The organism is Nocardioides litoris, from assembly GCF_006346315.1.
GTDB classification, from domain to species: domain Bacteria; phylum Actinomycetota; class Actinomycetes; order Propionibacteriales; family Nocardioidaceae; genus Nocardioides; species Nocardioides litoris.
This window is the reverse complement of record NZ_VDMR01000004.1, coordinates 258,413-280,265: the sequence shown is the minus strand read 5'-3', so window position 1 is coordinate 280,265 and position 21,853 is coordinate 258,413. Positions and strand designations below refer to the sequence as shown.

The following is a 21,853-nucleotide window of genomic DNA, read 5'->3' as shown; positions in this document are numbered from 1 at the left end:
GATGCGGGGGTGACCGACGCGCCCCCGCCCGCCGACGACCCGTCGCGCCCGCTGCCTCCGACGCACCGGCGAGCGGTCTGGACGACCATCGTGGCCAGCCAGCTCGTGGTCGCGCTGCTGACCGCGAGCGGCGTCTTCTGGGTGCACCGCAGCTGGAACGACCGCATCGACGAGGGCGACGTCGTCTCCCACGTGGTCGACAAGCCCGAGACGGCCGACGACGGCCCGCAGGGGCCGATGAACATCCTGGTGATGGGCTCCGACACCCGCGTCGGCGAGGGCAACGGGATCGACGGCGAGAACGCCGACGGCTCGCAGCGCTCCGACACCGTGATCCTGGTGCACGTCTCGGCCGACCGCACCAACGCCTACGGCGTGAGCATGCCGCGCGACGCGATCGTCGACCGGCCCGAGTGCCGGGTGGACGGCAAGAAGATCGAGGGCGAGGACGGTGTCCGGTTCAACACCGCGTTCTCCGTCGGCGGCCCACAGTGCACGGTGCAGACCGTGGAGAAGCTCACCGGCATCTACATCGACCACTTCCTGGTGCTCGACTTCCGCGGCTTCAAGGACATGGTCGACGCCGTGGGCGGCGTCGAGGTGTGCATCCCGTTCGAGGTCGACGACCCCGAGCACGACATCTTCTTCGACGCCGGCACCCAGACCCTCACCGGGGACGACGCGCTCAACTACGTGCGCGAGCGCTACAAGCTCTCGGTCACCGGCGACCTGGGCCGGATGAAGCGCCAGCAGGCCTTCATCGCCTCCATGATCAGCAAGGTCAGCTCGGCGGGCACGCTCTCGCAGCCCAAGAAGGTCATCGACTTCGTCAACGCCGTCACCTCCTCGATCCGGGTCGACCAGGACCTCGACTCGGTGGGCAAGCTGGTCGACCTGGCGATGGAGTTCCGCGACACCGGCCTGGAGGCCATCAAGTTCGTCACGGTGCCGGTCGTGCCCGACCCCGACAACCCCGAGGTCACCCTCGTGTGGGCCGACAGCGCCGACAGGCTGTGGCGACGCATCGCGCAGGACCAGAAGCTCGGCAAGGACTTCCGCGCCGACAGCATCGGCGCCGACGACGGCGTCGGCACCGAGGGCCAGGACGACGACCCGTCGGCCGGCGGCAACGGCGGCGACGGGGGCGGCAACGCCGACAACCGGGCCGAGCGGGCCGAGCAGCGCCGCCAGGCGGGTCTCTGCGCCTGAGGCTGGCCGGTCTGTCCGCGACCACCGTGCGGCCCGGCACCCCACCGTGGTCGAGGAGGGACGGAGTCCCCTCTCGAGGCCACCCGACCGCAGCGGCAGCTGTGGTCTCGAGACAGGCGCCAGGGCGCCTTCCTCGACCACCGTGCGGCCCGGCACCCCACGGTGGTCGAGGAGGGACGAAGTCCCGTCTCGAGACCACCAGGCCGCAGCGGCTCTTGTGGTCTCGAGACAGGCGCCAGGGCGCCTTCCTCGACCACCGTGCGGCCCGGCACCACACGGTGGTCGAGGAGGGACGAAGTCCCGTCTCGAGACCACCTGACCGCACCGGCCCGGTGGCCGAGGAGACACGGCGTCCCGTCTCGAGGCCATCTGACCGCAGCGGCTCTCGTGGTCTCGAGACAGGCGCCAGGGCGCCTTCCTCGACCACCGTGTGGCCCGGCACCACACGGTGGTCGAGGAGGGACGAAGTCCCGTCTCGAGACCACCTGACCGCACCGGCCCGGTGGTCGAGGAGGGACGAAGTCCCGTCTCGAGGCCATCTGACCGCAGCGGCTCTCGTGGTCTCGAGACAGGCGCCAGGGCGCCTTCCTCGACCACCGTGTGGCCCGGCACCACACGGTGGTCGAGGAGGGACGAAGTCCCGTCTCCAGACCACTGACCGCAGCGCCTCTCGTGGGCTCGAGACAGGCGCCAGCGCGCCTCCCTCGACGACCGTGGGCCCGGACGCACGAGAGCCCCAGCCTGGTGGCTGGGGCTCTCGGAGTTGCGTACCCCCGACCGGATTCGAACCGGCGCTAACGCCGTGAGAGGGCGCCGTGCTAGGCCGCTACACAACGGGGGCGTGCTGGTGAAACGTTATCCGGCCTCTCGGCCGGGCAACAAATCGAGGTCCTCACTCGCGTGGTGACGTCGATCTCGCTGGGATACAAGGACTCGAACCTTGACTAACTGAACCAGAATCAGTCGTGCTGCCAATTACACCATATCCCACTGACTTACCAGTGTTCGGCCGCTGCTGACCGGCCTCGCGACCGGCCCCAGGACCGATCAGGAAGATTACACGCGGGGGCCGGGGGCCACCAATTCGGTTCGGGGCGCGGTGGTGCGCAGCCCCGTGGCCCGGGCGGCCGCGAGCACCAGCCCCAGGAGCAGCGCGTACTTCACCAGGCTCACCACGACGTCCCAGCCGTTGCCACCCTGCGCCTCGAGCGCCGCCTCGAGGTCGTCGTAGAAGATCGCGATGCCGAAGGCGAGGTAGTTGTTGACCGCGTGGAAGGCGATGCCCGCCTCCAGACCGCCGGTGACGATGGCGAGCACCCCGGCGGCCAGCCCGAAGCCGAGGCGGTCGACGAAGGCCGCCGCGGACTGCGTGCCGTGCAGCAGCGCGAAGATGACCGCCGGCACCACCACGGCGACCACGCGGGCGACCTGGAGGTTGCGACCGAGGCTGCCGAAGCCCTGGGCCAGCAAGCCGCGGAACACGTACTCCTCGGCGGCCGCCTGGAGCGGGCCGAGCACGACCAGGATGGTCAGGAACTGCCACGTCGTGCTCGTCACGTCGCCCAGCTGGGCGTCGGCGCTCGTCGCGGTGCCGCCGGTCGGGAGCAGGCCACCCACGACGATCGTGAGCACGAAGACCACCAGCGACACCCCGAGGCAGGTCGCCAGCCACCCCCACCGCAGGCGCCCGACCACCGACGTCAGGAAGCGGGGCCGGATGCCGGAGACCAGCCAGGCGCCGACGAGGACCGCCGGGATCGACAGGGCGATGGAGGCGAGCAGGTAGGCCAGGCCGAGCGGGGAGAACGTCGAGGGGGCGACCGCGGCGACGAGGTCGTCGCCGCGCGCGGCGGCGTACGCGCCGAACCCGATGGTGGCCACGACCTGCGCGAGCAGGAAGGCGAGCAGGGCGGCGAGCGCCGCCAGCACCGACCACCCGGCGCCACCGGGACGACCGGGCCGGCCGGCGCGGAGCAGCCGGTGGTAGGCGAGCTCGGTGGCCTCGGGGTCGGCCCCGGGAGCCGTGCCCGGCTCCCCCGCCGGCTGGGGCAGGCTCACGAGGCGCTGCGGAGCCGGGCCAGGCTCCGGTCGCGCCCGAGGAGCTCCATCGACTCGAACAGCGGCGGGGAGACCCGGCGGCCGGTGATCGCGACCCGCACCGGGCCGAAGGCGACCCGCGGCTTGAGCCCGCGCTCCTCGACCAGCACCCGCTGCAGCGCCTCCTGGATGGCCGCGGTCGACCACGTGGGCAGCTCGGCCACGGCGTCGTACGACGCGCGGACGACCTCGCGCCCGGCCCCGTCGTCCCCGTCGAGCAGCTTGGCCACGTCGGCCTCGTCGCGGGTGAACTGCTCCTCGTCGACGAAGAGGAAGCCGAGCATGTCGGCGGCCTCGGTGAGCTTGTTGATGCGCTCGGCCACCAGCGGCATGGCCTGCTCCAGCAGCTGGGCGTCGGCGTCGCTGACGGGGTCGGAGACGACCCCGGCGGACTTCAAGAACGGGAGCACGCGGTCGGTGACGACGTCGAGCGGCAGCATCCGCATGTGGTCGCCGTTGATCGCGTTGGCCTTCTTGACGTCGAACCGCGCCGGGTTGGGGTTGACGTCGGCGATGTCGAACGCCTCGACCATCTCCTCGAGCGTGAAGACGTCGCGGTCGCCGCTGATGGCCCAGCCCAGCAGCGCGAGGTAGTTGAGCAGGCCCTCGGGGAGGAAGCCCTCGTCGCGGTAGGCGAACAGGTGGGCCTGGGGGTCGCGCTTGGAGAGCTTCTTGTTGCCCTCGCCCATGATCAGCGGCAGGTGCCCGAACTGCGGCACGGCCTCGGAGACCCCGAGGTCGACCAGCGCCTGGTGGAGGGGGATCTGGCGCGGGGTGGAGGAGAGCAGGTCCTCGCCGCGGAGCACGTGGGTGATGCGCATCAGGGCGTCGTCGACCGGGTTGACCAGGGTGTACAGCGGGTCGCCGTTGGCCCGGCAGAGCGCGAAGTCGGGCACGTGCTCGGTGTCGAAGGACACCTCGCCCCGCACCAGGTCGTCCCAGGTGATCGCGCCGTCGGGCATGCGGAACCGCACCACGCTCGAGCGGCCCTCCGCCTCGAACGCCGCCCGCTGCTCCGCCGTCAGGTCGCGGCAGAACCCGTCGTACCCCTGCACCTTGGAGCCGGCCGCCCTGCGGCGGGCGTCGACCTCCTCGGTGGTGCAGAAGCAGTCGTAGGTGGCCGAGGAGGCGGCCAGCTGCGCCAGCACCTCGCGGTAGAGGTGCTCGCGCTCGGACTGCCGGTAGGGGGCGTAGGGGCCGCCGACCTCGGGGCCCTCGTCCCAGTCGAGGCCGAGCCACCGCATCGCCCCGAGCATGCCCTCGTAGGACTCCTCGGTGCTGCGCGCCTTGTCGGTGTCCTCGATCCGGAAGACGAAGGTGCCGCCGTGGTGGCGGGCGAAGACCCAGTTGTAGAGGGCCGCCCGCGCGAAGCCGACGTGGGGCGAGCCCGTCGGGGAGGGGCAGAAGCGGACGCGGACGGCGTTCATCGGGTGGCGATCCTGTTCGTGAGCGAGCCGAGGCCGGCGATCGAGACCTCGACCTCGTCGCCGACCTGCATGGGACCGACGCCCTCGGGGGTGCCGGTGAGGATGACGTCGCCCGGCAGCAGCGTCATGACGCTGGAGACGTGGGCGACCAGGGTGGGGACGTCGAAGATCATGTCGGCGGTGGAGCCGTCCTGCACCACGTCGCCGTTGAGGAACGTCTGCACGCGGCGACCCTCGCCGAAGTCGGCCGGGTCGAGGTCGGTCTCGATCCACGGCCCGAGCGGGCAGAAGGAGTCGAAGCCCTTGGCGCGGGTGAACTGCCCGTCGCTCTTCTGCAGGTCGCGGGCGGTGACGTCGTTGCCGATCGTGTAACCGAAGATGACGTCGGTGGCCTGCTCGGGCGGCACGTCGCGGCAGATGCGGCCGATGACCACGGCCAGCTCGCCCTCGTAGTGCAGGTCCTCGGTCTGCGGGGGGTAGAAGACCGGGTCGCCCGGCCCGACCACGCTCGTGTTGGGCTTCAAGAACATCAGGGGCGAGCTCGGCAGGTCGTGGCCCAGCTCGGCCGCGTGGGCGGCGTAGTTGCGGCCGATGCCGACGACCTTGCTGCGCGGCAGCACCGGCGCCAGCAGGCGTACGTCGGCGAGCCGGTGCTCCTGGTCGAGGAGCTTGATGCCGACGTACAACGGGTCGCCGGCGAGCGCGACGACCGTCGCGTCCTCGTCGAGCTGCCCGTGCTCGTCGAGCTCGCCCGTCACGACGCCGAAGGACGGCTCCTCGCCTGTGGTGAACCTCGCGATGCGCACGGCTCGACCCTAGCGAGCGGCCGCCGTCGGTCCGGCCCTGGCGGTGGGACGGGCGGCGGGACGGGCGGTGGCCCCGCGGTGGCGGCCGGGTTTGCAAAGTGTGTGTAAAGCCGGGGCTCCGACGCTCGGCGCGTGGCGACGGTCACACCTAGCGTCGAGGGACCCCGAGCCGCCGGCCCGGGCGGCGAGAGGAGCGAGACCATGGCGAGCGGCACGAAGAGCCCCCGGACACCTGGAGGCCCGCCGAGCACGGCGCGGGCCGTGGTCAACACCGTGCGCGGCGCGCTGGGCAACCTCGTCGAGTGGTACGACGTGTACGTCTACACGGTCTTCGCCGCCTACCTGGAGACCCAGTTCTTCGGCGACGAGGAGCCCAACGCCGGCATCTACACGATGGCCATCTTCGCGGTGACCTTCGTGATGCGGCCGGTGGGCTCGTGGTTCTTCGGCCGGTTCGCCGACCGGCACGGACGACGACCCGCGCTGGTCTTCAGCATCAGCCTGATGGCGGCCTCGTCGCTGGTCATCGCGGTCACGCCCACGCGGGAGTCCATCGGGGCCGCCGCGGTCGTCATCCTCGTGCTGTGCCGCCTGCTGCAGGGCTTCGCGACGGGCGGGGAGTACGGCACGTCCGCGACGTACATGTCGGAGGCGGCGACGCCCGGGCGCCGCGGCTTCTTCTCCTCCTTCCAGTACGTCACCCTCGTCGGCGGCCACGTGCTGGCGCAGCTGATGCTGCTGCTCCAGCAGTCGTTGCTGACCGACGCGCAGATCGAGGCCTGGGGCTGGCGCGTGGCCTTCGCGTTCGGCGCCGTGAGCGCCGTGGTCGTGCTGTGGCTGCGCACGGCCATGGACGAGTCGCTGCCCGAGCTCGACGAGGGCACCGCCCGCAGGTCGGGCTCGCTGGTCGAGCTGGTCACCGCCTACCCGCGCCAGCTGGCGCTGTGCTTCCTGGTCACCATGGGCGGCACCATCGCCTTCTACACCTACAGCGTCACCGGCCCGAGCATCGTCAAGGGCGCCTACGCCGACGCCGGGATGACCGCGACCTGGATCAACTTCGCCGCCCTGGTGCTGCTCATGCTCATCCAGCCCCTGGGCGGGCTGCTCAGCGACAAGGTCGGCCGCAAGCCGCTGCTGGTCGCGTTCGGCATCGGCGGCGTGCTGTGGACCTACGCCTTCATCACCCTGCTGCCGCAGGTCACCTCGCCGCTCGGCAGCTTCGCGATGCTGGCCGGCACCTACGTGCTGCTCACCGGCTACACCTCGATCAACGCGATCGTGAAGGCCGAGCTCTTCCCGGCCCACGTCCGCGCCCTCGGCGTCGGCCTGGGCTACGCGCTGGCCAACTCGGCCTTCGGCGGCACCGCGCCCCTGGTCTACGAGGCGGCCAAGTCGCGGGAGGCCACCGGCGCGTTCGCGATCTACGTGACGGTCGCCATCGCGGCCTCGCTCGTGGTCTACGTCTTCTTCCTCAAGAACAAGGCGCCCACGGCCCTCGACGCCGAGCAGGGCCTCTCGACCGGGTCCCGCGAGGCGGCCCGGGTCTGAGCGCCCCTCCCTCCGCCGGTCATGTCCTAGGGTGCGTCCGTCGGTCGGGCCGGTGGAGGGGGTCGCGGTGCGGGTCCTGGTGGTCGAGGACGACGAGGGCGTGGCCGCCGGCCTCACCCAGGGGCTCAAGGTCGCGGGCTGGTCGGTGCGGCACGCCGGCACGGCGCGGGCCGGGCTCGACCTGGTGCCCGACGACGCCGCGGGCGCGGCCGAGGAGGACCGGCTCGACCTGGTCCTGCTCGACATGGGGCTGCCCGACCACGACGGCCTGTGGCTGTGCGCCCGCATCCGGGAGCGGTCGGGGGTCCCGATCGTGGCCCTGACCGCCCGCCGGGCCGAGAGCTCGGTCGTCGGCGCCCTGCGGGCCGGCGTCGACGACTACGTCACCAAGCCCTACAGCCTCCCGGTGCTGCTGGCCCGGATGGAGGCCGTGCTGCGTCGTACGACGGGAGCGGCGGTGGCCCCGCCCGCGCCCGACCTGCCGGTCGACCTCGACGTCGAGACCCGCGAGCTGCACACGCCCGAGGGCACGGTCGGCCTCACCGCCAAGGAGTGCGAGCTGCTGCTCGCCCTGGCCCGCGGGGCGGGTCGTCCGTTGAGCCGGGCCGCACTCATGGAGGAGGTCTGGGACACCACCTGGGTCGGCGCGAGCCGCACGCTCGACGTGCACGTCGCGTCCCTGCGGGCCAAGCTCGGCTCGGCGGCGCGGATCGAGACGGTCCGCGGGGTGGGCTACCGGCTGCTGGTCGAGGAGGGCTGAGGCGTGCGCCGCCGGCTCCTGGCGCTGGCCCTGGTGCTGCTCGCCGCCCTCCTGACCAGCCTGGCCGTCCCCCTGCTCACCGGGTGGGCCGAGGGCCGCACGACGGCCCTGCACGCCGACCGGCTGGCCGCGGCGACCCGCTTCGCCACCCTGGCCGCCGCCGGGTTCGACGAGGGCGGGCCGGCCGGGCTGGAGCCCGACCTCGAGCGCTACGACGAGGTGTACGGGGCCCGGGTGTGGGTCGTCGACGCCGACGGCACGGTCGTGGCCGGCTCGGCACCGGCCGCGGCGGACGACCTCGACGCCGCGGTCGCCACGGCGCTCGACGGCACCCCCACCGCTCCCCCGCCGGCAGCGTGGCCGTGGCGGACCGAGCGGATGGTCGTCGCGACCCCGGTCGGCCGCGACGCGCAGGTGCTCGGCGCGGTCGTGCTCGTGCAGGACACCGGCGTGGTGCGTGACGCGGTCGCGCGGCGTACGGCGTGGGTGGCGGCGCTCGGCCTGCTGGTGCTGGGCCTGGTCGGGTGGCTGGTGGCCATCCCGCTGGTCGGGTGGATCACCCGGCCCGTGCGGCGGCTCGAGGACAGCGCCGGCCGGCTCGCCGACGGCGACGCCTCGGTGCGCGTCGACACCGTCGGGCCGCCGGAGCTGCGGCGGCTCGGCGCGGCGTTCAACACGATGGCCGAACGGGTCGAGCTGTCGCAGCGCCAGCAGCGCGACCTGGTCAGCGACGTCTCCCACCAGCTGGCCAACCCGTTGACCGCCCTGCGCCTGCGCCTGGACAACCTGGCCGTGGCGGCCGCCGCCGAGGGTCGCGGCGCCGGCGGGCCCGACGACCCGTTCGACCTGGGTCCCGTCCTCGCCGAGACCGACCGGATGAGCCGGGCCCTGGAGGGCCTGGTCGAGGTGAGCCGCGCGGGCGGGTCGGACCGGACGCCGGTGCCCGTCGACGTCGTCACCCGGCTCGGGGAGCGGGTGCAGCTGTGGCGGCCGTTGTTCGGCGACCTGCTGGCACTCGAGGTGGAGCCCACGACCGCGCCCGCGGTGCTCGAGGAGGACCTCGTGCCCACCGTGGTCGACGCGCTGCTCGACAACGCCGGCAAGTACGCCGAGGGAGCTGCCGTCACGGTGCGGCTCGCCGCCGACGGGCACGACCACGGTGCGTGGCTGCTCGAGGTGCGTGACGCCGGCCCCGGGGTCGACGCCGCGGAGGCGGCCGCGCTCGGCGAGCGGTTCCGGCGGCTCGACCGGCACGCCGACGTCGAGGGCACCGGGCTGGGCCTGGCCATCGTGGTGGCCCGGGTGCGCGACGCCGGAGGGCGGGTCGAGATCGCCCCGGGCGACCCCGGGCTGCGCGTGCGGGTCAGGCTCCCGGCGGCCGCAGCGACCGGTCCCGCTCCCGGAACCAGCGCACCGACCCCGGGTGCAGGTCCAGCGGCTCGGTGAAGACGCCCGCGGCGACGGTCGGCTGCCGCACGTCGGGCACCCGGCGGGTCAGGGCGTCCTGGCGGCCGAAGACGACGCCGGCCACCGCCTCGGCCACCGGAGCCGGCAGGTCGGGCGCGGCGACCAGGTAGGTCTTGACCGAGAGGGTCTCGACGCTCGCGGGCAGGCCGTAGCCGCCCGCCGGCAGCGGCCCGGCGACGTACTGCGCGCCGTACCGCTCGGCCATCGGGCGCACGACGGCCCCGAGGTCGAGGGCGCGCAGCGGCAGGGTGCGACCGGCCTCGACGATCGCCGGGATCGGGTAGCCGCTGACGAAGCACAGGGCGTCGGTGCGGCCGGCCCGCAACCGGGCGAGGCCGGTCGCGAGGTCGTCGGCGCCCAGCTCGACCTCCCCGGGCCGCAGGCCGGCGGCGGCCAGCGCGCGCCCGACCGCGAGGCGCGTGCCCGACCCGGCCTGGCCGGCCTCGACCCGCCGGCCCGCCAGGTCGCGCACGGACCGCACCGCGGAGTCGGCGCGCACCAGGACCTGCAGGAAGCTGTCGTAGAGGCGGCACACCGCCACCAGCCGCTGCGGCGCGTCGAACGGCGCGTCCCCCGCCAGCGCGAGCAGCGCGGTGTCGCCGAGGCAGAACCCGACGTCGGCGCGACCCCCGGCGACCAGGCGGACGTTGTCGACCGACCCGCCCGAGGGCACCACCGCGGCCTCCAGGCCCGGCACGCGGGCGGCGGCCTCGGCGACCAGCGCCTCGCCGTACCGGAAGAAGACGGCGCCGGCGTTGCCGGTGGCCAGTCGCAGCCGGCCGGTGGCCCCGGTCCAGGACGGGTCACCACCGCAGGCGCCGAGCAGACCCGCCCCGGCGAGCAGCACGGTGCGTCGACCGACCCTGGTCACCGGGGCAGCATCCCACGGTCCCGCCTACGCTTGACGGTCGTGGAGACCCTGGCGCGCGCGGAGTGGGAACCCCGCGCCGCTGCGCACGCGGCCCGGGTCGACCGCCTCGTGGCCCCCCACCTGGCCCGTCGCGACGCCGGCGAGCAGCACCCCGTCCACGACTTCCTCTTCACCTACTACTCCCACCGGCCCGCCCAGCTGCGCCGCTGGCACCCCGGCTGGGGCGCGCGGCTGGCCGACGCGCCGGCGTACGACGGGCTGAAGGGGTACGCCGACGGGACCGTCACGGCGTCGTGGGCCGCCACGCAACGGCCGTTGGTGCTCGCGCTGCGCCGGCTGCTCGCCGCGACGGCGGCCCGGCCCGCCCACACCGGGTGCTTCGGGATGCACGAGTGGGCGATGGTCTACCGGGCGGACGAGGGCGGCCCCGGCACCCGGCACGCCTGGCCGCTGCGGCTCGGCGGTGCCGGCACCGACCGGGTCGTGGAGTCGCACCGGGTGGCGTGCTCGCACTTCGACGCGTTCCGGTTCTTCACCGAGCCCGCCCGCCCGCTCAACACGCTCTCCCCCGGCCGCGACGACCGCGCCGACTTCGAGCAGCCGGGATGCCTCCACGCCGGGATGGACCTCTACAAGCACGCCTTCCGGCTCTCGCCGCTCGTGCCGTCGGAGCTGGTGCTGGACGCCTTCGAGCTGGCGTGGGACATCCGGGTGCTCGACATGCGGGCGGCGCCGTACGACTTCGGCGGGGTGGTGCTCGACCACACCGGCGAGCAGTGGTCACCGGTGCCGGTCGAGACGGCGGAGGGCAAGCGTGCCTACGCCGAGGCCCAGCTCGTCTTCGCCGAGCGCGCCGCGCCCGTCCGGGCCGCGCTGGTCGAGGTCTGCGACCGGGTGCTGGCCGACCTGGCCCCGACCGTGCCCGCGGCTAGGGTGCGCGCGTGAGCGCGGAGACCCAGGCCCGGCTGTTCTCGCTGCTGGGCGGCGTGGGGGTCGGCGTCCTCGTCCTGGCCCTGGCGCGTCGGGCCTCGAGCGAGCAGCCCACGCTGCTGCTGGTCGTCCTCGGCGTGCTCGCGGTCCTGGTGGGGGTGCTCGGGTTCCGCCGGGCATCGCGCCAGCGATGACCTCCCCCAGCATCGTCATCGAGCCGTACGACGAGGGCTGGCCGGCCGAGTTCGAGCGGGTGGCGGGCGTGCTGCGCGACGCGCTCGGCCCGGCCGCGCTGGCCGTCGACCACGTCGGGTCGACCTCGGTGCCCGGCCTGGCGGCCAAGGACGTGATCGACGTGCAGGTGACGGTGGCCGACCTTGACGACCCGCGGGTGGAGGCGGGCTTCGCGACCCTGGGCTCCGAGCGGAGCGAGATCACCGCGGACCACCCGCCGCCGGGGGCCGGCGACCCGTCCGGGTGGGAGAAGCGGTACTACCGCGCGCCGGCCGGCTGGCGTGGTACCCACCTGCACGTGCGGCAGGCCGGACGGGCCAACCACCGCTACGCGCTGCTGTTCCGCGACTACCTGCGGGCCGACGCCGAGGCCGCCGAGGCCTACGCCCGCGTGAAGCGGGCGCTGGCGCAGCTGCACCCCGACGACGTCGACGCCTACCACGCGGTGAAGGACCCCGCCTGCGACCTCGTGATCGCGGCCGCGGAGCGGTGGGCGGCGGCCACGGGGTGGACCGCCGCCCACGTCTGAGCTCAGGCAGGCACGGCCACCGGCGAGGGCGCCGACGGCTCGACGGCCGTCGACCCGCCGTCGCGCAGGGCCCGCAGGGCGAGCGGGGCCAGGGCGACCGCGGTGAGCACGATCGAGGCCGCGACGGCCCAGGCCGGCACGGTCTCGCCGAGCAGGTAGACGAAGCCCGGCACGGTGCAGGTGGTGAACGACAGCATGAGCGTCAGCCAGGCGGTGAAGGTCGTCCACTGCGCCTGGCCGAGGCCGATGACGACGAAGAACAGGCCCCACAGCACCGCCCACTGGAACCACAGCAGCGCGCTCGCGGTGTCGTCGAAGCGGACCAGGTTGGTGACGCCGAAGCCGACGGCCATGATCGCGACCCACGCGGAGTAGAAGCCCAGGCCGGGGCCGTCGAAGCCGGCGAGGTTGTTGATGCCGACGTACAGGTAGGTGAACCCGAACATGAACACTCCCGCCGCCGACAGGACGACGTCGGGCGAGGTCGCGGTCGCGATGAGGTAGAAGGGGATCGCCGTCTGGAGCGCCCCGACGAACAGGTTGAAGACGCCGGCGGTCTTGGGGTCGACGTGGCCGAGCAGGAGGAGGCCGTTGACGAACAGCACGGCTCCGACGAAGAGCAGTCCGACTGAGGACATGGATGGGGCCTTTCGGGGTTCGGGTGGGACGCGGGGTGGGGTCGGGTACGTCGGCTGGGGCTGCGTGGTCTCGAGACAGGCCGCCAGGCGGCCTTCCTCGACCACCGTGGCGTCAGGTCAGGAGCGACCACACGGTGGTCGAGGAGGGACGAAGTCCCGTCTCGAGACCACGCGACGGCAGCCGGTGAATGGTCTCGAGACAGGCGCCAGCGCGCCTTCCTCGACCACCGTGGCGCCAGGTCAGGAGCGACCACACGGTGGTCGAGGAGGGACGAAGTCCCGTCTCGAGACCACGCGACGGCAGCCGGTGAATGGTCTCGAGACAGGCGCCAGCGCGCCCTCCTCGACCACCGTGGCGCCAGGTCAGGAGCGACCACACGGTGGTCGAGGAGGGACGGAGTCCCGTCTCGAGACCAAGCGACTGCAGCCGGTGAGTGGTCTCGAGACAGGCCGCCAGGCGGCCTTCCTCGACCACCGTGGCGCCAGGTCAGGAGCGACCACACGGTGGTCGAGGAGGGACGAAGTCCCGTCTTGAGACCACGCGACGGCAGCCGGTGAGTGGTCTCGAGACAGGCGCCAGCGCGCCTTCCTCGACCATCGTGGGGTGGGATCGGCCCCGCCGTACCAGGTCGCGGCAGCCCTGCGAGAGCGACGCGGGGCCGCTGCGCAGGGCCGCCGGTCTGCGACCAATCGGGTCAGAAGTAGGCGTTGCCGGGGAACCCGGCGCCGTTGACGTGGTGGTCGCCGATGGCGCTGGCCTTGAGGAAGGTCGGGTTGTGCGTGGAGGCGGTGCGGGCGTTGCGCCAGTGCCGGTCGAGGTTGTGGACCTTCTGGGTGGCCGAGGCTCCGCCGACGTCGAAGAGCTTGGCCGCAGTGGCGTAGGAGAAGCGGTCGAGGGCGACCTTGGCCTGGGCGGCGGCGAGCTGGGCGGCCTCGGTGGCCTCGGGGGTGGGGGCGCCGTCGACGACGGAGTCGAAGGCGTCCTGGATGACGTCGGCGGCGGCGAGCACGATGGCCTCGGCGGCGAAGACGTCGGCCGAGATCTCACCGACGACCTGCAGCACCTGGCGGTCCTCGGCGGCGGTCGCGGCACCGGAGTGGCCGAAGTTGCGCGAGCGCTTCTGCACCCAGGCGACGGCGTCGTTGCGGACGCTGCGCAGGATGCCGGCGGTCACGGCCTGCAGGTAGAGCTGCAGGAAGGCGCCGTTGTAGCCGGGGTCGAGCTCGTCGGGGTCGCCGAGGTCGAAGAACTCCTCCTCGCGCACGTGCACGTCGTCCAGCCGCGTGCTGCCGGTGCCGGTGAGGCGCTGGCCGAAGCCGTCCCAGTCGTCCTCGACGGTGACACCCTCGCGGTCGAGCGGGATGACCGCGCCGGCGATCTTGCCGTCGGGCGCGGCGGCCCAGATCTGGGTGTGGTCGGAGTACAGGGTGCCCGTGGAGTAGAACTTCGTGCCGTTGAGGCGGAAGCCCCCGGCGGGGTCGGGCGTGAGCGTGGTGTCGAAGCGCAGGCCGACGGCGTGCTTGCTCTGCTCGCTGAACCCGTTGCCGACGAGCTGGTCCGCGGTGATGAGCGCGAGGCCGCGGGCCTTCGCCTCGGGGTCGGGGGCGATGAGCTGCTGCTCGACGAACCAGTAGTGCGTGCGCAGGATGTGCGCGACGTTGGAGTCGGCCTCGGCGAGCTCGATGAGGGTGGCGAAGAACTCACGGACGCTCGCCCCGGCCCCGCCCTGCTCGACCGGGACCCGCAGGCGGCCGAGACCGGCCTCCTTGGCCCAGGCGATCTGCTCGTGGGGCGCCACGCGGTCACGGTCGCGCACGTCGGCGTCGACCGAGATGCGGTCGAGGAGGGCGCGGAGCTCGGGCGAGCCGGGGCGCACCGGGCTGCCGGTGCCGGGTCGGACGGGGGTGGTGGTCATGCTGGTCCTCCTGGACTCGCGCTCCCGCCGGGAGCCATGGGTGTGTAACTCGACCGACTTTATCCAGTTTGGGCGGCCGCACCACCCCGGGGGGCGACAGGTTCTCCCGATCCCGGGCTCGGCGGCGCCCCGCCACGCTGTGACCGCGCTCGCACCCCGGCCTGCTTGCCGCCAACCCGTGCAGCACCCATAAGGTGAGGCTTACCTAACCTCTCGGAAGGACCCACCGGTGGCTGCTCCCCCTGCCCAGAGCCCTGGCGTCGACCAGGTGCACCCGCTCTCGCACCTGTTCCACCCCCGGCACGCCGCGATGTACGCCGCCACGATGCGTCGCGGCGTCGACCACCTGACCGCGGCGCTGGCCCGCGCGGAGGGTCGGGCCTCGACCGGCGTCGCCCCGGCGCAGGCGGCCAAGCCGGTGGCCGACGTCGACCTCGACGCCCCGCTCCTCGACGTCGACGCCGCCCTGGAGGAGGTGACCCGCCTCTACCTCGACGACGCCGTGTGGTTCCACGAGCCGACGTACGCCGCGCACCTCAACTGCCCGGTCGTCATCCCGGCGCTGCTGGCCGAGGTGTTCGTGAGCGGGGTCAACTCCAGCCTCGACACCTTCGACCAGAGCGTGGGCGGCACGTTCATCGAGCGGCGACTGGTCGAGTGGACCGCCGGCCGGCTCGGGTTCGGGCCCGGCGCCGACGGCGTCTTCACCAGCGGCGGCACCCAGTCCAACCTCCAGGCCCTGCTGCTGGCCCGCGACCACGCCCTCGCCTCCGGCGCCGACGCCACCCGGCTGCGGGTCGTCGCCTCGGCCGACGGCCACTTCAGCGTCCAGAAGGCCGTCCGCCTGCTCGGCCTCGGCGACGACGCCGTGGTCACCGTGCCCGTCGACCACCGCCGCCGGATGGACGTCGTGGCCCTCGCCGCCACCCTCGCCCGCCTCGCCGCGGCCGGCGACCACGTGGCGGCCGTCGTCGCGACCGCCGGCACCACCGACTTCGGCGCCGTCGACCCGCTGCCCGAGGTCGGGGCGCTGGCCAGGGCGCACGGCGCGTGGTTCCACGTCGACGCGGCGTACGGCGGCGGGCTGCTGGCCTCGACCACCCGCCGGCACTGGCTGGCCGGCATCGAGGCCGCCGACTCGGTGACGATCGACTACCACAAGACGTGGTTCCAGCCCGTGAGCTCGAGCGCACTGGTGGTGGCCGACGCCCGGCACCTCGGCCACGTCACCTGGCACGCCGACTACCTCAACCCCCGCGGCGGCGTGCACGTCAGCGCCAACCAGGTCGACAAGAGCATCCAGACCACGCGGCGCTTCGACGCGCTCAAGCTCTGGATGACCCTGCGCGTGATGGGCGCCGACCGGGTGGGCGAGTACGTCGACACCGTCGTCGACCTGGCCGCCGAGGTCGGGCGGCGGCTGGCCGCCCGCGACGACGTCGAGCTGGCCGCCGACCCCCAGCTGAGCACGGTGGTCTGGCGCTACCGCCCGGCCGGCCTGTCCGTCGCCGAGGCCGACCGCCTGGTGCCCCTCGTGCGCGCCGCCCTGCACGCGCGCGGCCAGGGCATGGTCGCCTCGACCAAGGTCGACGGCCACGCCTGGCTCAAGCTCACCCTGCTCAACCCGATGGCCACCGCCGACGACGTCGTCGGCGTGGTCGACGCGCTGGTCGCGATCGCCACCGAGCTGCTCGACGACGAGGAGGACGTGGCGTGAGCGCTCCTCGACCCGAGCAGGACCAGCACGTGCACGACGTCGTCGCCATCGGCGCCGGCCCCTTCAACCTCGGCCTGGCCTGCCTGGCCGACCCCGTCGACGACCTCGACGTCGTCGTCCTCGAGGCCCGCGACCAGGTGTCGTGGCACCCCGGGATGATGCTCGACGACGCCACTCTGCAGGTGCCGTTCCTGGCCGACCTGGTGACGATGGCCGACCCGACCTCGCGCTGGTCGTTCCTCAACTACCTCAAGCAGGCAGGCCACCTCTACGCCTTCTACGTCCGCGAGTCCTTCTACCCCCTGCGCCGCGAGTACGACGACTACTGCCGCTGGGCGGCCGAGGGCGTCGGCTCGGTCCGGTTCGGGCAGGAGGTCGTCGCCGTCGAGCACGACGGGTCGGCGTACGTCGTGAGCACCGCTCGCGGTGACGTCTTCCGGGGGCGGCGACTGGTGCTCGGCGTGGGCTCGCGGCCGCGGGTGCCCGCGGCGGTCGAGCACCTGCTGGGCGTCGACGGCGTCTGCCACTCGGCCGACTACCTCACCCACCGGGCCGACCTGCTGCAGCGGCGGGCGATCACCGTCGTGGGCAGCGGGCAGAGCGCCGCGGAGGTCTACCACGACCTGCTGGCCGCCAGCCCCGAGCACGACTACGAGCTGACCTGGCTGACGCGCAGCCCACGCTTCTTCCCGATGGAGTACACCAAGCTCACCCTCGAGCTCACCTCGCCCGAGTACACCGCCTACTTCCATGGCCTGCCCGCCGACGTGCGCACCGATCTGGTCCGCGAGCAGCGCTCTCTCTACAAGGGCATCAGCGGTGACCTGGTCGACCGGATCTCCGACCTGCACTACCAGCTGCGGGTCACCGGGCACGGCCCGCGCACGACGCTCGTGGCCTCGACCGAGGTCGTCGGCGGGGAGCGCACGCCTGACGGCGTGCGCCTCGACCTGCACCACACCGAGACCGGCGAGGACTTCGCGGTCACCACCGACGGGCTCGTGCTCGCCACCGGGTACGCCGCCGCGTCGGCCCCGCCGGCGTTCCTCGACGGCGTCCGCGACCGGCTCGTGCTCGACGAGCAGGGCCGCTTCGCCGCGTCCTCGACGTACGCCGTGGACCGCAGCGGCCAGGAGGTGTTCGTCCAGAACGCCGAGGAGCACACCCACGGCTTCGTCGCGCCCGACCTCGGCATGGGCGCCTACCGCAGCTCGGTCATCATCGCCGCGATCACCGGCCGCGAGGTCTACCCGCTGGAGAAGCGGGTGGCCGTGCAGAGCTTCGGCGTCCCCGACCACCTGCGGGTGCCGTCGTGAGGGCCCTGGCCACCACGAGCCTGGAGCCGCTCGACCGGGCGGCCGTCGACGAGCACGCCGGGCGCCTGCACGCCTGGGTGACGCACCCGCGCTCGGCGTACTGGCTGATGCAGGGCGCCTCCCGGGCCGAGGTGGTGCACGAGTACGCCGCGATCGCCGAGCACCCGCACCACGACGCCTGGCTGGGGCGGGTCGACGGGGAGCCGGCCTTCCTGGCCGAGACCTACGACCCGCGGCGGGCGCCCGAGGTCGGCCTGGCCGACCTGCCCGAGGTGCGCGACGGCGACCTGGGGATGCACGTCCTGGTCGCGCCGCCCGAGGGGCCCGCCGTGCCCGGGCACACCCGACGCGTCTTCGCCGCCGTGGTGGCGCACTGCTTCGCCGACCCCGCCGTCGCACGGGTCGTGGTCGAGCCCGACGTGCGCAACGAGCGGATCCAGCGCCTCAACGCCGAGGCCGGGTTCGTCGTCGCCCGCGAGGTCGACCTGCCCGGCCCACCGCCCAAGCGAGCAGCGCTCTCGTTCTGCACCCGCGAGCGCTGGGAGGCCCACCGGTGAGCGCACTCCCCACCGCCGACCACCTGACCCCGGAGACGCTCGCGGCCGTCCAGCGGCACCTGGTGACCAAGGCGGTCAGCGAGCTCACCCACGAGCGGCTGCTGGCCCCGGAACCTGACACCGCCGCCGGCACCGACGGCGGGTGGCGGCTCGACAGCCCCGACGGGCGGGCGTCGTACACCTTCACCGCGCAGCGGCTGCCGCTCGAGCACTGGGCCGTCGACCCCGCCAGCGTCGGGCGGACCGTCGACGGCGAGCCGGCCGACCTCGACGTGCAGGCGTTCGTGGTGGAGATGGCGCCGCTGCTCGGCGTGCCCGACGCGCTGCTGCCGGTCTACCTCGAGGAGCTCGCGGCCACGATCCAGTCCTCTGCCTGGAAGCACGCCCACGCCCGCGCCACGGCCGCCGACCTGCTCGACGCGACCTACCAGGAGGTGGAGGCGGCGATGACCGAGGGCCACCCGGCGTTCCTGGCTAACAACGGCCGCGTCGGCTGGGGCCTCGACGACTACCTCGCGCACGCCCCCGAGGCCGGCGCCCCGACCCGGCTGGCCTGGCTGGCGGCCCGCCGCAGCCTGACGCGGCTCTCGCTCGGCGGCGGCCTCACCGAGCAGACGCTGTACGACGGCGAGCTCGACCCCCAGGTCCGCGCGGGCTTCGACGCGCGGCTGGCCGGGTTCGGCCTGGACCCGGCCGACTACCTGCTGCTCCCGGTGCACCCCTGGCAGTGGACCAACAAGGTCGCGGTGACCTTCGCGCCCGACCTGGCCCGGCGCGACCTCGTGCTGCTCGGCGAGGGCCCCGACGCCTACCAGCCGCAGCAGTCGATCCGGACCTTCTACAACCTCGACCGGCCCGAGCGGCACTACGTCAAGACCGCGCTGGCCATCCAGAACATGGGGTTCCTGCGCGGCCTCTCCCCTGCCTACATGGGCCCGACTCCGGCCATCAACGACTGGGTGCACGACCTCGTCGCGGCCGACCCGACGCTGGCCGCGTGCGGGTTCAGCGTGCTGCGCGAGCGGGCCGCGATCGGCTACACCGGCGACGCCTACCACGGACTCGCGGCCGAGCGAGGCGTCCGCTCGCCCCAGCTGAAGATGCTGGCGGCGCTGTGGCGCGAGAGCCCGGCGCCCCGCGTCGGCGAGGGCGAACGGCTCGCGACCATGGCCTCGCTGCTGCACCGCGACCACGACGGACGGTCCTACGCCGCCGCGCTCGTCGAGGCGTCCGGCCTCGACCCGCGGGCCTGGCTGGCGTCGTACCTCGAGGCCTACGTGCGCCCCCTCGTGCACTGCCTGCTCGCCCACGACCTGGCGTTCATGCCGCACGGGGAGAACCTCGTGCTCGTGCTCCGCGACCACGTGCCCGTCCGCGCGCTGATGAAGGACGTGGGCGAAGAGGTCGCGGTGATGGGCGACCAGCAGCTGCCGCCCGACGTCGAGCGGGTGCGGGTCGAGGTCGACGACGACGTCAAGGCGCTGGCGCTGCACACCGACGTCATGGACGGCGTGCTGCGCCACCTCGCGGCCATCCTGCACGTCGACGGCGTGCTCGACGTCGAGGCGTTCTGGGCCGAGGTCGCCGCCTGCGTGCGCCGCCACGCCGAGGACCACCCCGAGCTGGCCGGTGCGGCCGCGGCGTACGACCTGCTGCGCCCCGAGTTCGCGCACTCCTGCCTCAACCGCCTGCAGCTGCGCAACACGCTGCAGATGGTCGACATCACCGACCAGGCGTCGTCGCTGATGTACGCCGGGACGCTGGCCAACCCCCTGGCCCGACCTGGTGCGAGGCCCTAGCGTGGGTCGGTGGCCACGGACGAGCGCATCACCGGCGAGGACTGGTACGGCGACGACCTGGGCGCGGTGCGGCACGTCGGGGTGACCTTCGTCGACGTCGACCTCACCGAGGCCGCCACGGCCGGCGCGCACTTCGAGTCGTGCGTCTTCCGGGCCTGCCGGTTCAACGCCTCACGGCACACGCACTCGGCCTTCGTGGCCTGCACCTTCGCCGGCACGAGCTTCTTCGACGCCACGTTCGAGGCCTGCAAGATGACCGGCTCGGTCTTCGACCGGTGCACCCTGCGGCCGATGAAGGTCGTCGACGGGATCTGGCGCGACGTCACCGCGCGCGGCGCTGACCTGGCCGGCCTCGACCTCACCGACTGCGACCTCACCGGTGCCGACCTGTCGGGCGCCTCGCTCGTCGGCACCTCGCTCGCCCGCACCCGGCTCGACGGGGCCACGCTGCGCGGGTCCGACCTGTCGGGTGCCGACCTGCGCGGCGCCACGCTCGGCGGCACTGACCTCGACGAGACCGTGCTCCGCGGCGCCCGGGTCGACCTCGCCGGCGCGATCGCCCTGGCCGAGCGCACCGGGGCCGTCGTCGACCTCGACGCGCCCGCCTGACGGCGTACGCCGGCCGTCCGGGTCCGTCGTGGGCCTGGGGTGGGCGGCGCGGTGGACGGTCCGATGGGCGGCGCGGTGGACGGTGCGGTGGACGGCGCGGTGGACGGCGCGGTGGGGCGGCGCGGTGGGCGAGGCGGTGGGCGAGGCGAGCTGGACGGGCAGTCCTCGCGCTGGGCGGGCAGTGCACCGCCCTCCCAGCGGGGGAACTGCCCGTCCAGCTGAGGAACACCCGGTCGACCGGGTGTTCCGCGGCCCGGCCGACCCCCACCCCCACCGGCCCGGCCGCTGGACCACCGACGCCCGCGAGCACCCCGCTCGGCATACTGGCGCCCATGAGCGCCACCAGCACCTCCCGGTTCGACCAGCTGGCCACCCAGGTCCTCGACGGCAAGCCCGCCACGGAGGACGACGCGCTGGCGGTGCTGCGGGCCCACGACGACGAGCTGCTGGACCTGGTGGCCGCGGCCGGGCGGCTGCGCCGGCACTTCTTCGGCAACACGGTCAAGGTCAACTACCTGGTCAACCTCAAGTCGGGCCTGTGCCCGGAGAACTGCAACTACTGCTCGCAGTCGCTGGGCTCGACCGCCGACATCCTGAAGTACAAGTGGCTGCAGACCGACGAGGCCCTCGAGGCCGCCGCGGCCGGCGTGCGCGGCGGCGCGACCCGGGTCTGCATGGTCTCCAGCGGCCGCGGCCCGACCAACAAGGACATCGACCGGGTCGCCGACATGGTGGGCGCGATCAAGGGCCAGAACCCCGAGGTCGAGGTCTGCGCCTGCCTCGGCCTGCTCAAGGACGGCCAGGCCGAGCGGCTGCGCGACGCCGGGGTCGACGCCTACAACCACAACATCAACACCGCCGAGTCCCACCACGACAACATCGTCCAGACCCACACCTACGCCGACCGCGTCGACACCGTCGGCAAAGCGCAGTCGGCCGGCCTGTCGGCCTGCAGCGGCCTGATCGCCGGGCTCGGCGAGAGCGACGAGCAGCTGGTCGAGGCGCTCTTCGCGCTGCGCGAGATGGGCTCGGACTCGATCCCGGTCAACTTCCTCATGCCGTTCGACGGCACGCCGTACGAGAACACCTGGGAGCTCGAGCCCCAGCGCTGCGTGAGGATCCTGGCCATGGCGCGCTTCGTGTGCCCCGACAAGGAGGTGCGCATCGCGGGCGGCCGCGAGATGCACCTGCGCTCCCTCCAGGGCCTCGCCCTGCACGTCGCCAACTCCCTCTTCCTCGGCGACTACCTCACCTCCGAGGGCCAGGCCGCCGAGGCCGACCTCGAGCTGATCCGCGACAACGGCTTCGTCGTGCTGGGCTCCGAGGCCGACACCGCCGGCCTGCCCGAGGCCGGCGCCTCCCACGACCCGGCCAAGCGGCGCCGCGGCGCGGGCACCGAGCTCGCCCCCAACGCCTGAGG

19 protein-coding genes and 2 tRNA genes are annotated in these 21,853 nt (G+C 73.6%); 13 read left to right on the top strand and 8 right to left on the bottom strand.

Going from position 1 to position 21,853, the window contains the following annotated elements:
* The first annotated feature begins 9 nt into the window (after positions 1 to 9).
* A complete protein-coding gene (locus tag FJQ57_RS15475; protein ID WP_170219459.1) occupies positions 10 to 1,209 on the top strand; it encodes an LCP family protein in 1,200 nt (399 codons plus the stop codon).
* A gap of 768 nt (positions 1,210 to 1,977) precedes the next feature.
* Here FJQ57_RS15475 and FJQ57_RS15470 read toward each other — a convergent pair.
* From FJQ57_RS15470 to FJQ57_RS15450, 5 genes are all read right to left on the bottom strand, one after another.
* Positions 1,978 to 2,050 (bottom strand) — tRNA-Glu (locus FJQ57_RS15470).
* A gap of 77 nt (positions 2,051 to 2,127) precedes the next feature.
* Positions 2,128 to 2,199: transfer RNA gene (locus FJQ57_RS15465), tRNA-Gln, on the bottom strand.
* 66 nt (positions 2,200 to 2,265) lie between these two features.
* Complete coding sequence (locus FJQ57_RS15460) at positions 2,266 to 3,267, bottom strand: CPBP family intramembrane glutamic endopeptidase (RefSeq protein WP_139981842.1); 1,002 nt, start codon at positions 3,265 to 3,267, stop codon at positions 2,266 to 2,268.
* Positions 3,264 to 4,733, bottom strand: coding sequence for a glutamate--tRNA ligase (gltX, locus tag FJQ57_RS15455; protein WP_139981840.1), 1,470 nt, complete (start codon positions 4,731 to 4,733; stop codon positions 3,264 to 3,266). Before gltX ends, FJQ57_RS15460 begins: the two co-directional genes overlap by 4 nt.
* A complete protein-coding gene (locus FJQ57_RS15450) occupies positions 4,730 to 5,539 on the bottom strand; it encodes a fumarylacetoacetate hydrolase family protein (protein ID WP_139981838.1) in 810 nt (269 codons plus the stop codon). The genes gltX and FJQ57_RS15450 overlap by 4 nt, the downstream gene beginning before the upstream one ends.
* Positions 5,540 to 5,851: 312 nt before the next feature.
* On the opposite strand from FJQ57_RS15450, the gene FJQ57_RS15445 reads away from it, so the two are divergent.
* The 3 genes from FJQ57_RS15445 to FJQ57_RS15435 all read left to right on the top strand — a co-directional run bounded on the left by FJQ57_RS15445 (position 5,852) and on the right by FJQ57_RS15435 (position 9,296).
* On the top strand, positions 5,852 to 7,090 hold the full coding sequence (locus FJQ57_RS15445; protein ID WP_425465429.1) for an MFS transporter: 1,239 nt from the start codon (positions 5,852 to 5,854) through the stop codon (positions 7,088 to 7,090).
* A gap of 67 nt (positions 7,091 to 7,157) precedes the next feature.
* Complete coding sequence (locus FJQ57_RS15440; RefSeq protein ID WP_139981834.1) at positions 7,158 to 7,850, top strand: response regulator transcription factor; 693 nt, start codon at positions 7,158 to 7,160, stop codon at positions 7,848 to 7,850.
* A 3-nt stretch (positions 7,851 to 7,853) separates the two neighbouring features.
* A complete protein-coding gene (locus FJQ57_RS15435) occupies positions 7,854 to 9,296 on the top strand; it encodes a HAMP domain-containing sensor histidine kinase (RefSeq protein ID WP_139981832.1) in 1,443 nt (480 codons plus the stop codon).
* Here the strand turns inward: FJQ57_RS15435 and FJQ57_RS15430 are convergent.
* A complete protein-coding gene (locus tag FJQ57_RS15430; RefSeq protein WP_139981830.1) occupies positions 9,214 to 10,188 on the bottom strand; it encodes a TAXI family TRAP transporter solute-binding subunit in 975 nt (324 codons plus the stop codon). The two genes, FJQ57_RS15435 and FJQ57_RS15430, sit on opposite strands and share 83 nt — an antisense overlap.
* A 39-nt stretch (positions 10,189 to 10,227) precedes the next feature.
* Here FJQ57_RS15430 and FJQ57_RS15425 point away from each other — a divergent pair, with 39 nt between their 5' ends.
* The 3 genes from FJQ57_RS15425 to FJQ57_RS15415 are packed head-to-tail and all read left to right on the top strand — an operon-like array spanning position 10,228 to position 11,881.
* Complete coding sequence (locus FJQ57_RS15425) at positions 10,228 to 11,133, top strand: 3-methyladenine DNA glycosylase (RefSeq protein WP_139981828.1); 906 nt, start codon at positions 10,228 to 10,230, stop codon at positions 11,131 to 11,133.
* Complete coding sequence (locus tag FJQ57_RS15420) at positions 11,130 to 11,312, top strand: hypothetical protein (RefSeq protein ID WP_139981826.1); 183 nt, start codon at positions 11,130 to 11,132, stop codon at positions 11,310 to 11,312. The genes FJQ57_RS15425 and FJQ57_RS15420 overlap by 4 nt, the downstream gene beginning before the upstream one ends.
* Positions 11,309 to 11,881: a GrpB family protein gene (locus FJQ57_RS15415; RefSeq protein ID WP_139981825.1), complete on the top strand. Its 573-nt coding sequence runs from the start codon at positions 11,309 to 11,311 to the stop codon at positions 11,879 to 11,881. Before FJQ57_RS15420 ends, FJQ57_RS15415 begins: the two co-directional genes overlap by 4 nt.
* 2 nt (positions 11,882 to 11,883) lie before the next feature.
* On the opposite strand, the gene FJQ57_RS15410 is transcribed toward FJQ57_RS15415, so the two are convergent.
* Together FJQ57_RS15410 and FJQ57_RS15405 are read right to left on the bottom strand one after the other, a co-directional pair.
* Complete coding sequence (locus FJQ57_RS15410) at positions 11,884 to 12,519, bottom strand: AmiS/UreI family transporter (protein WP_139981823.1); 636 nt, start codon at positions 12,517 to 12,519, stop codon at positions 11,884 to 11,886.
* 695 nt (positions 12,520 to 13,214) lie between these two features.
* A complete protein-coding gene (locus FJQ57_RS15405; RefSeq protein ID WP_139981821.1) occupies positions 13,215 to 14,435 on the bottom strand; it encodes an acyl-CoA dehydrogenase family protein in 1,221 nt (406 codons plus the stop codon).
* Positions 14,436 to 14,664: 229 nt separating this feature from the next.
* Between FJQ57_RS15405 and FJQ57_RS15400 the strand changes: the two genes are divergently transcribed.
* The 6 genes from FJQ57_RS15400 to bioB all read left to right on the top strand — a co-directional run bounded on the left by FJQ57_RS15400 (position 14,665) and on the right by bioB (position 21,851).
* Positions 14,665 to 16,152, top strand: coding sequence for a pyridoxal phosphate-dependent decarboxylase family protein (locus FJQ57_RS15400; protein ID WP_246081839.1), 1,488 nt, complete (start codon positions 14,665 to 14,667; stop codon positions 16,150 to 16,152).
* Complete coding sequence (locus FJQ57_RS23030; RefSeq protein WP_211348958.1) at positions 16,149 to 17,468, top strand: lysine N(6)-hydroxylase/L-ornithine N(5)-oxygenase family protein; 1,320 nt, start codon at positions 16,149 to 16,151, stop codon at positions 17,466 to 17,468. The genes FJQ57_RS15400 and FJQ57_RS23030 overlap by 4 nt, the downstream gene beginning before the upstream one ends.
* A complete protein-coding gene (locus FJQ57_RS23025) occupies positions 17,465 to 18,025 on the top strand; it encodes a GNAT family N-acetyltransferase (protein ID WP_211348957.1) in 561 nt (186 codons plus the stop codon). The genes FJQ57_RS23030 and FJQ57_RS23025 overlap by 4 nt, the downstream gene beginning before the upstream one ends.
* Positions 18,022 to 19,824, top strand: coding sequence for an IucA/IucC family protein (locus FJQ57_RS23020; protein WP_211348956.1), 1,803 nt, complete (start codon positions 18,022 to 18,024; stop codon positions 19,822 to 19,824). The genes FJQ57_RS23025 and FJQ57_RS23020 overlap by 4 nt, the downstream gene beginning before the upstream one ends.
* A gap of 9 nt (positions 19,825 to 19,833) precedes the next feature.
* Positions 19,834 to 20,433 (top strand): pentapeptide repeat-containing protein, encoded by a 600-nt coding sequence (locus FJQ57_RS15385; RefSeq protein WP_139981819.1) that lies wholly within the window; start codon positions 19,834 to 19,836, stop codon positions 20,431 to 20,433.
* A 332-nt stretch (positions 20,434 to 20,765) separates the two neighbouring features.
* Positions 20,766 to 21,851, top strand: a complete 1,086-nt coding sequence (bioB, locus tag FJQ57_RS15380) for a biotin synthase BioB (protein ID WP_139981817.1) — start codon at positions 20,766 to 20,768, stop codon at positions 21,849 to 21,851.
* Positions 21,852 to 21,853: the final 2 nt, after the last annotated feature.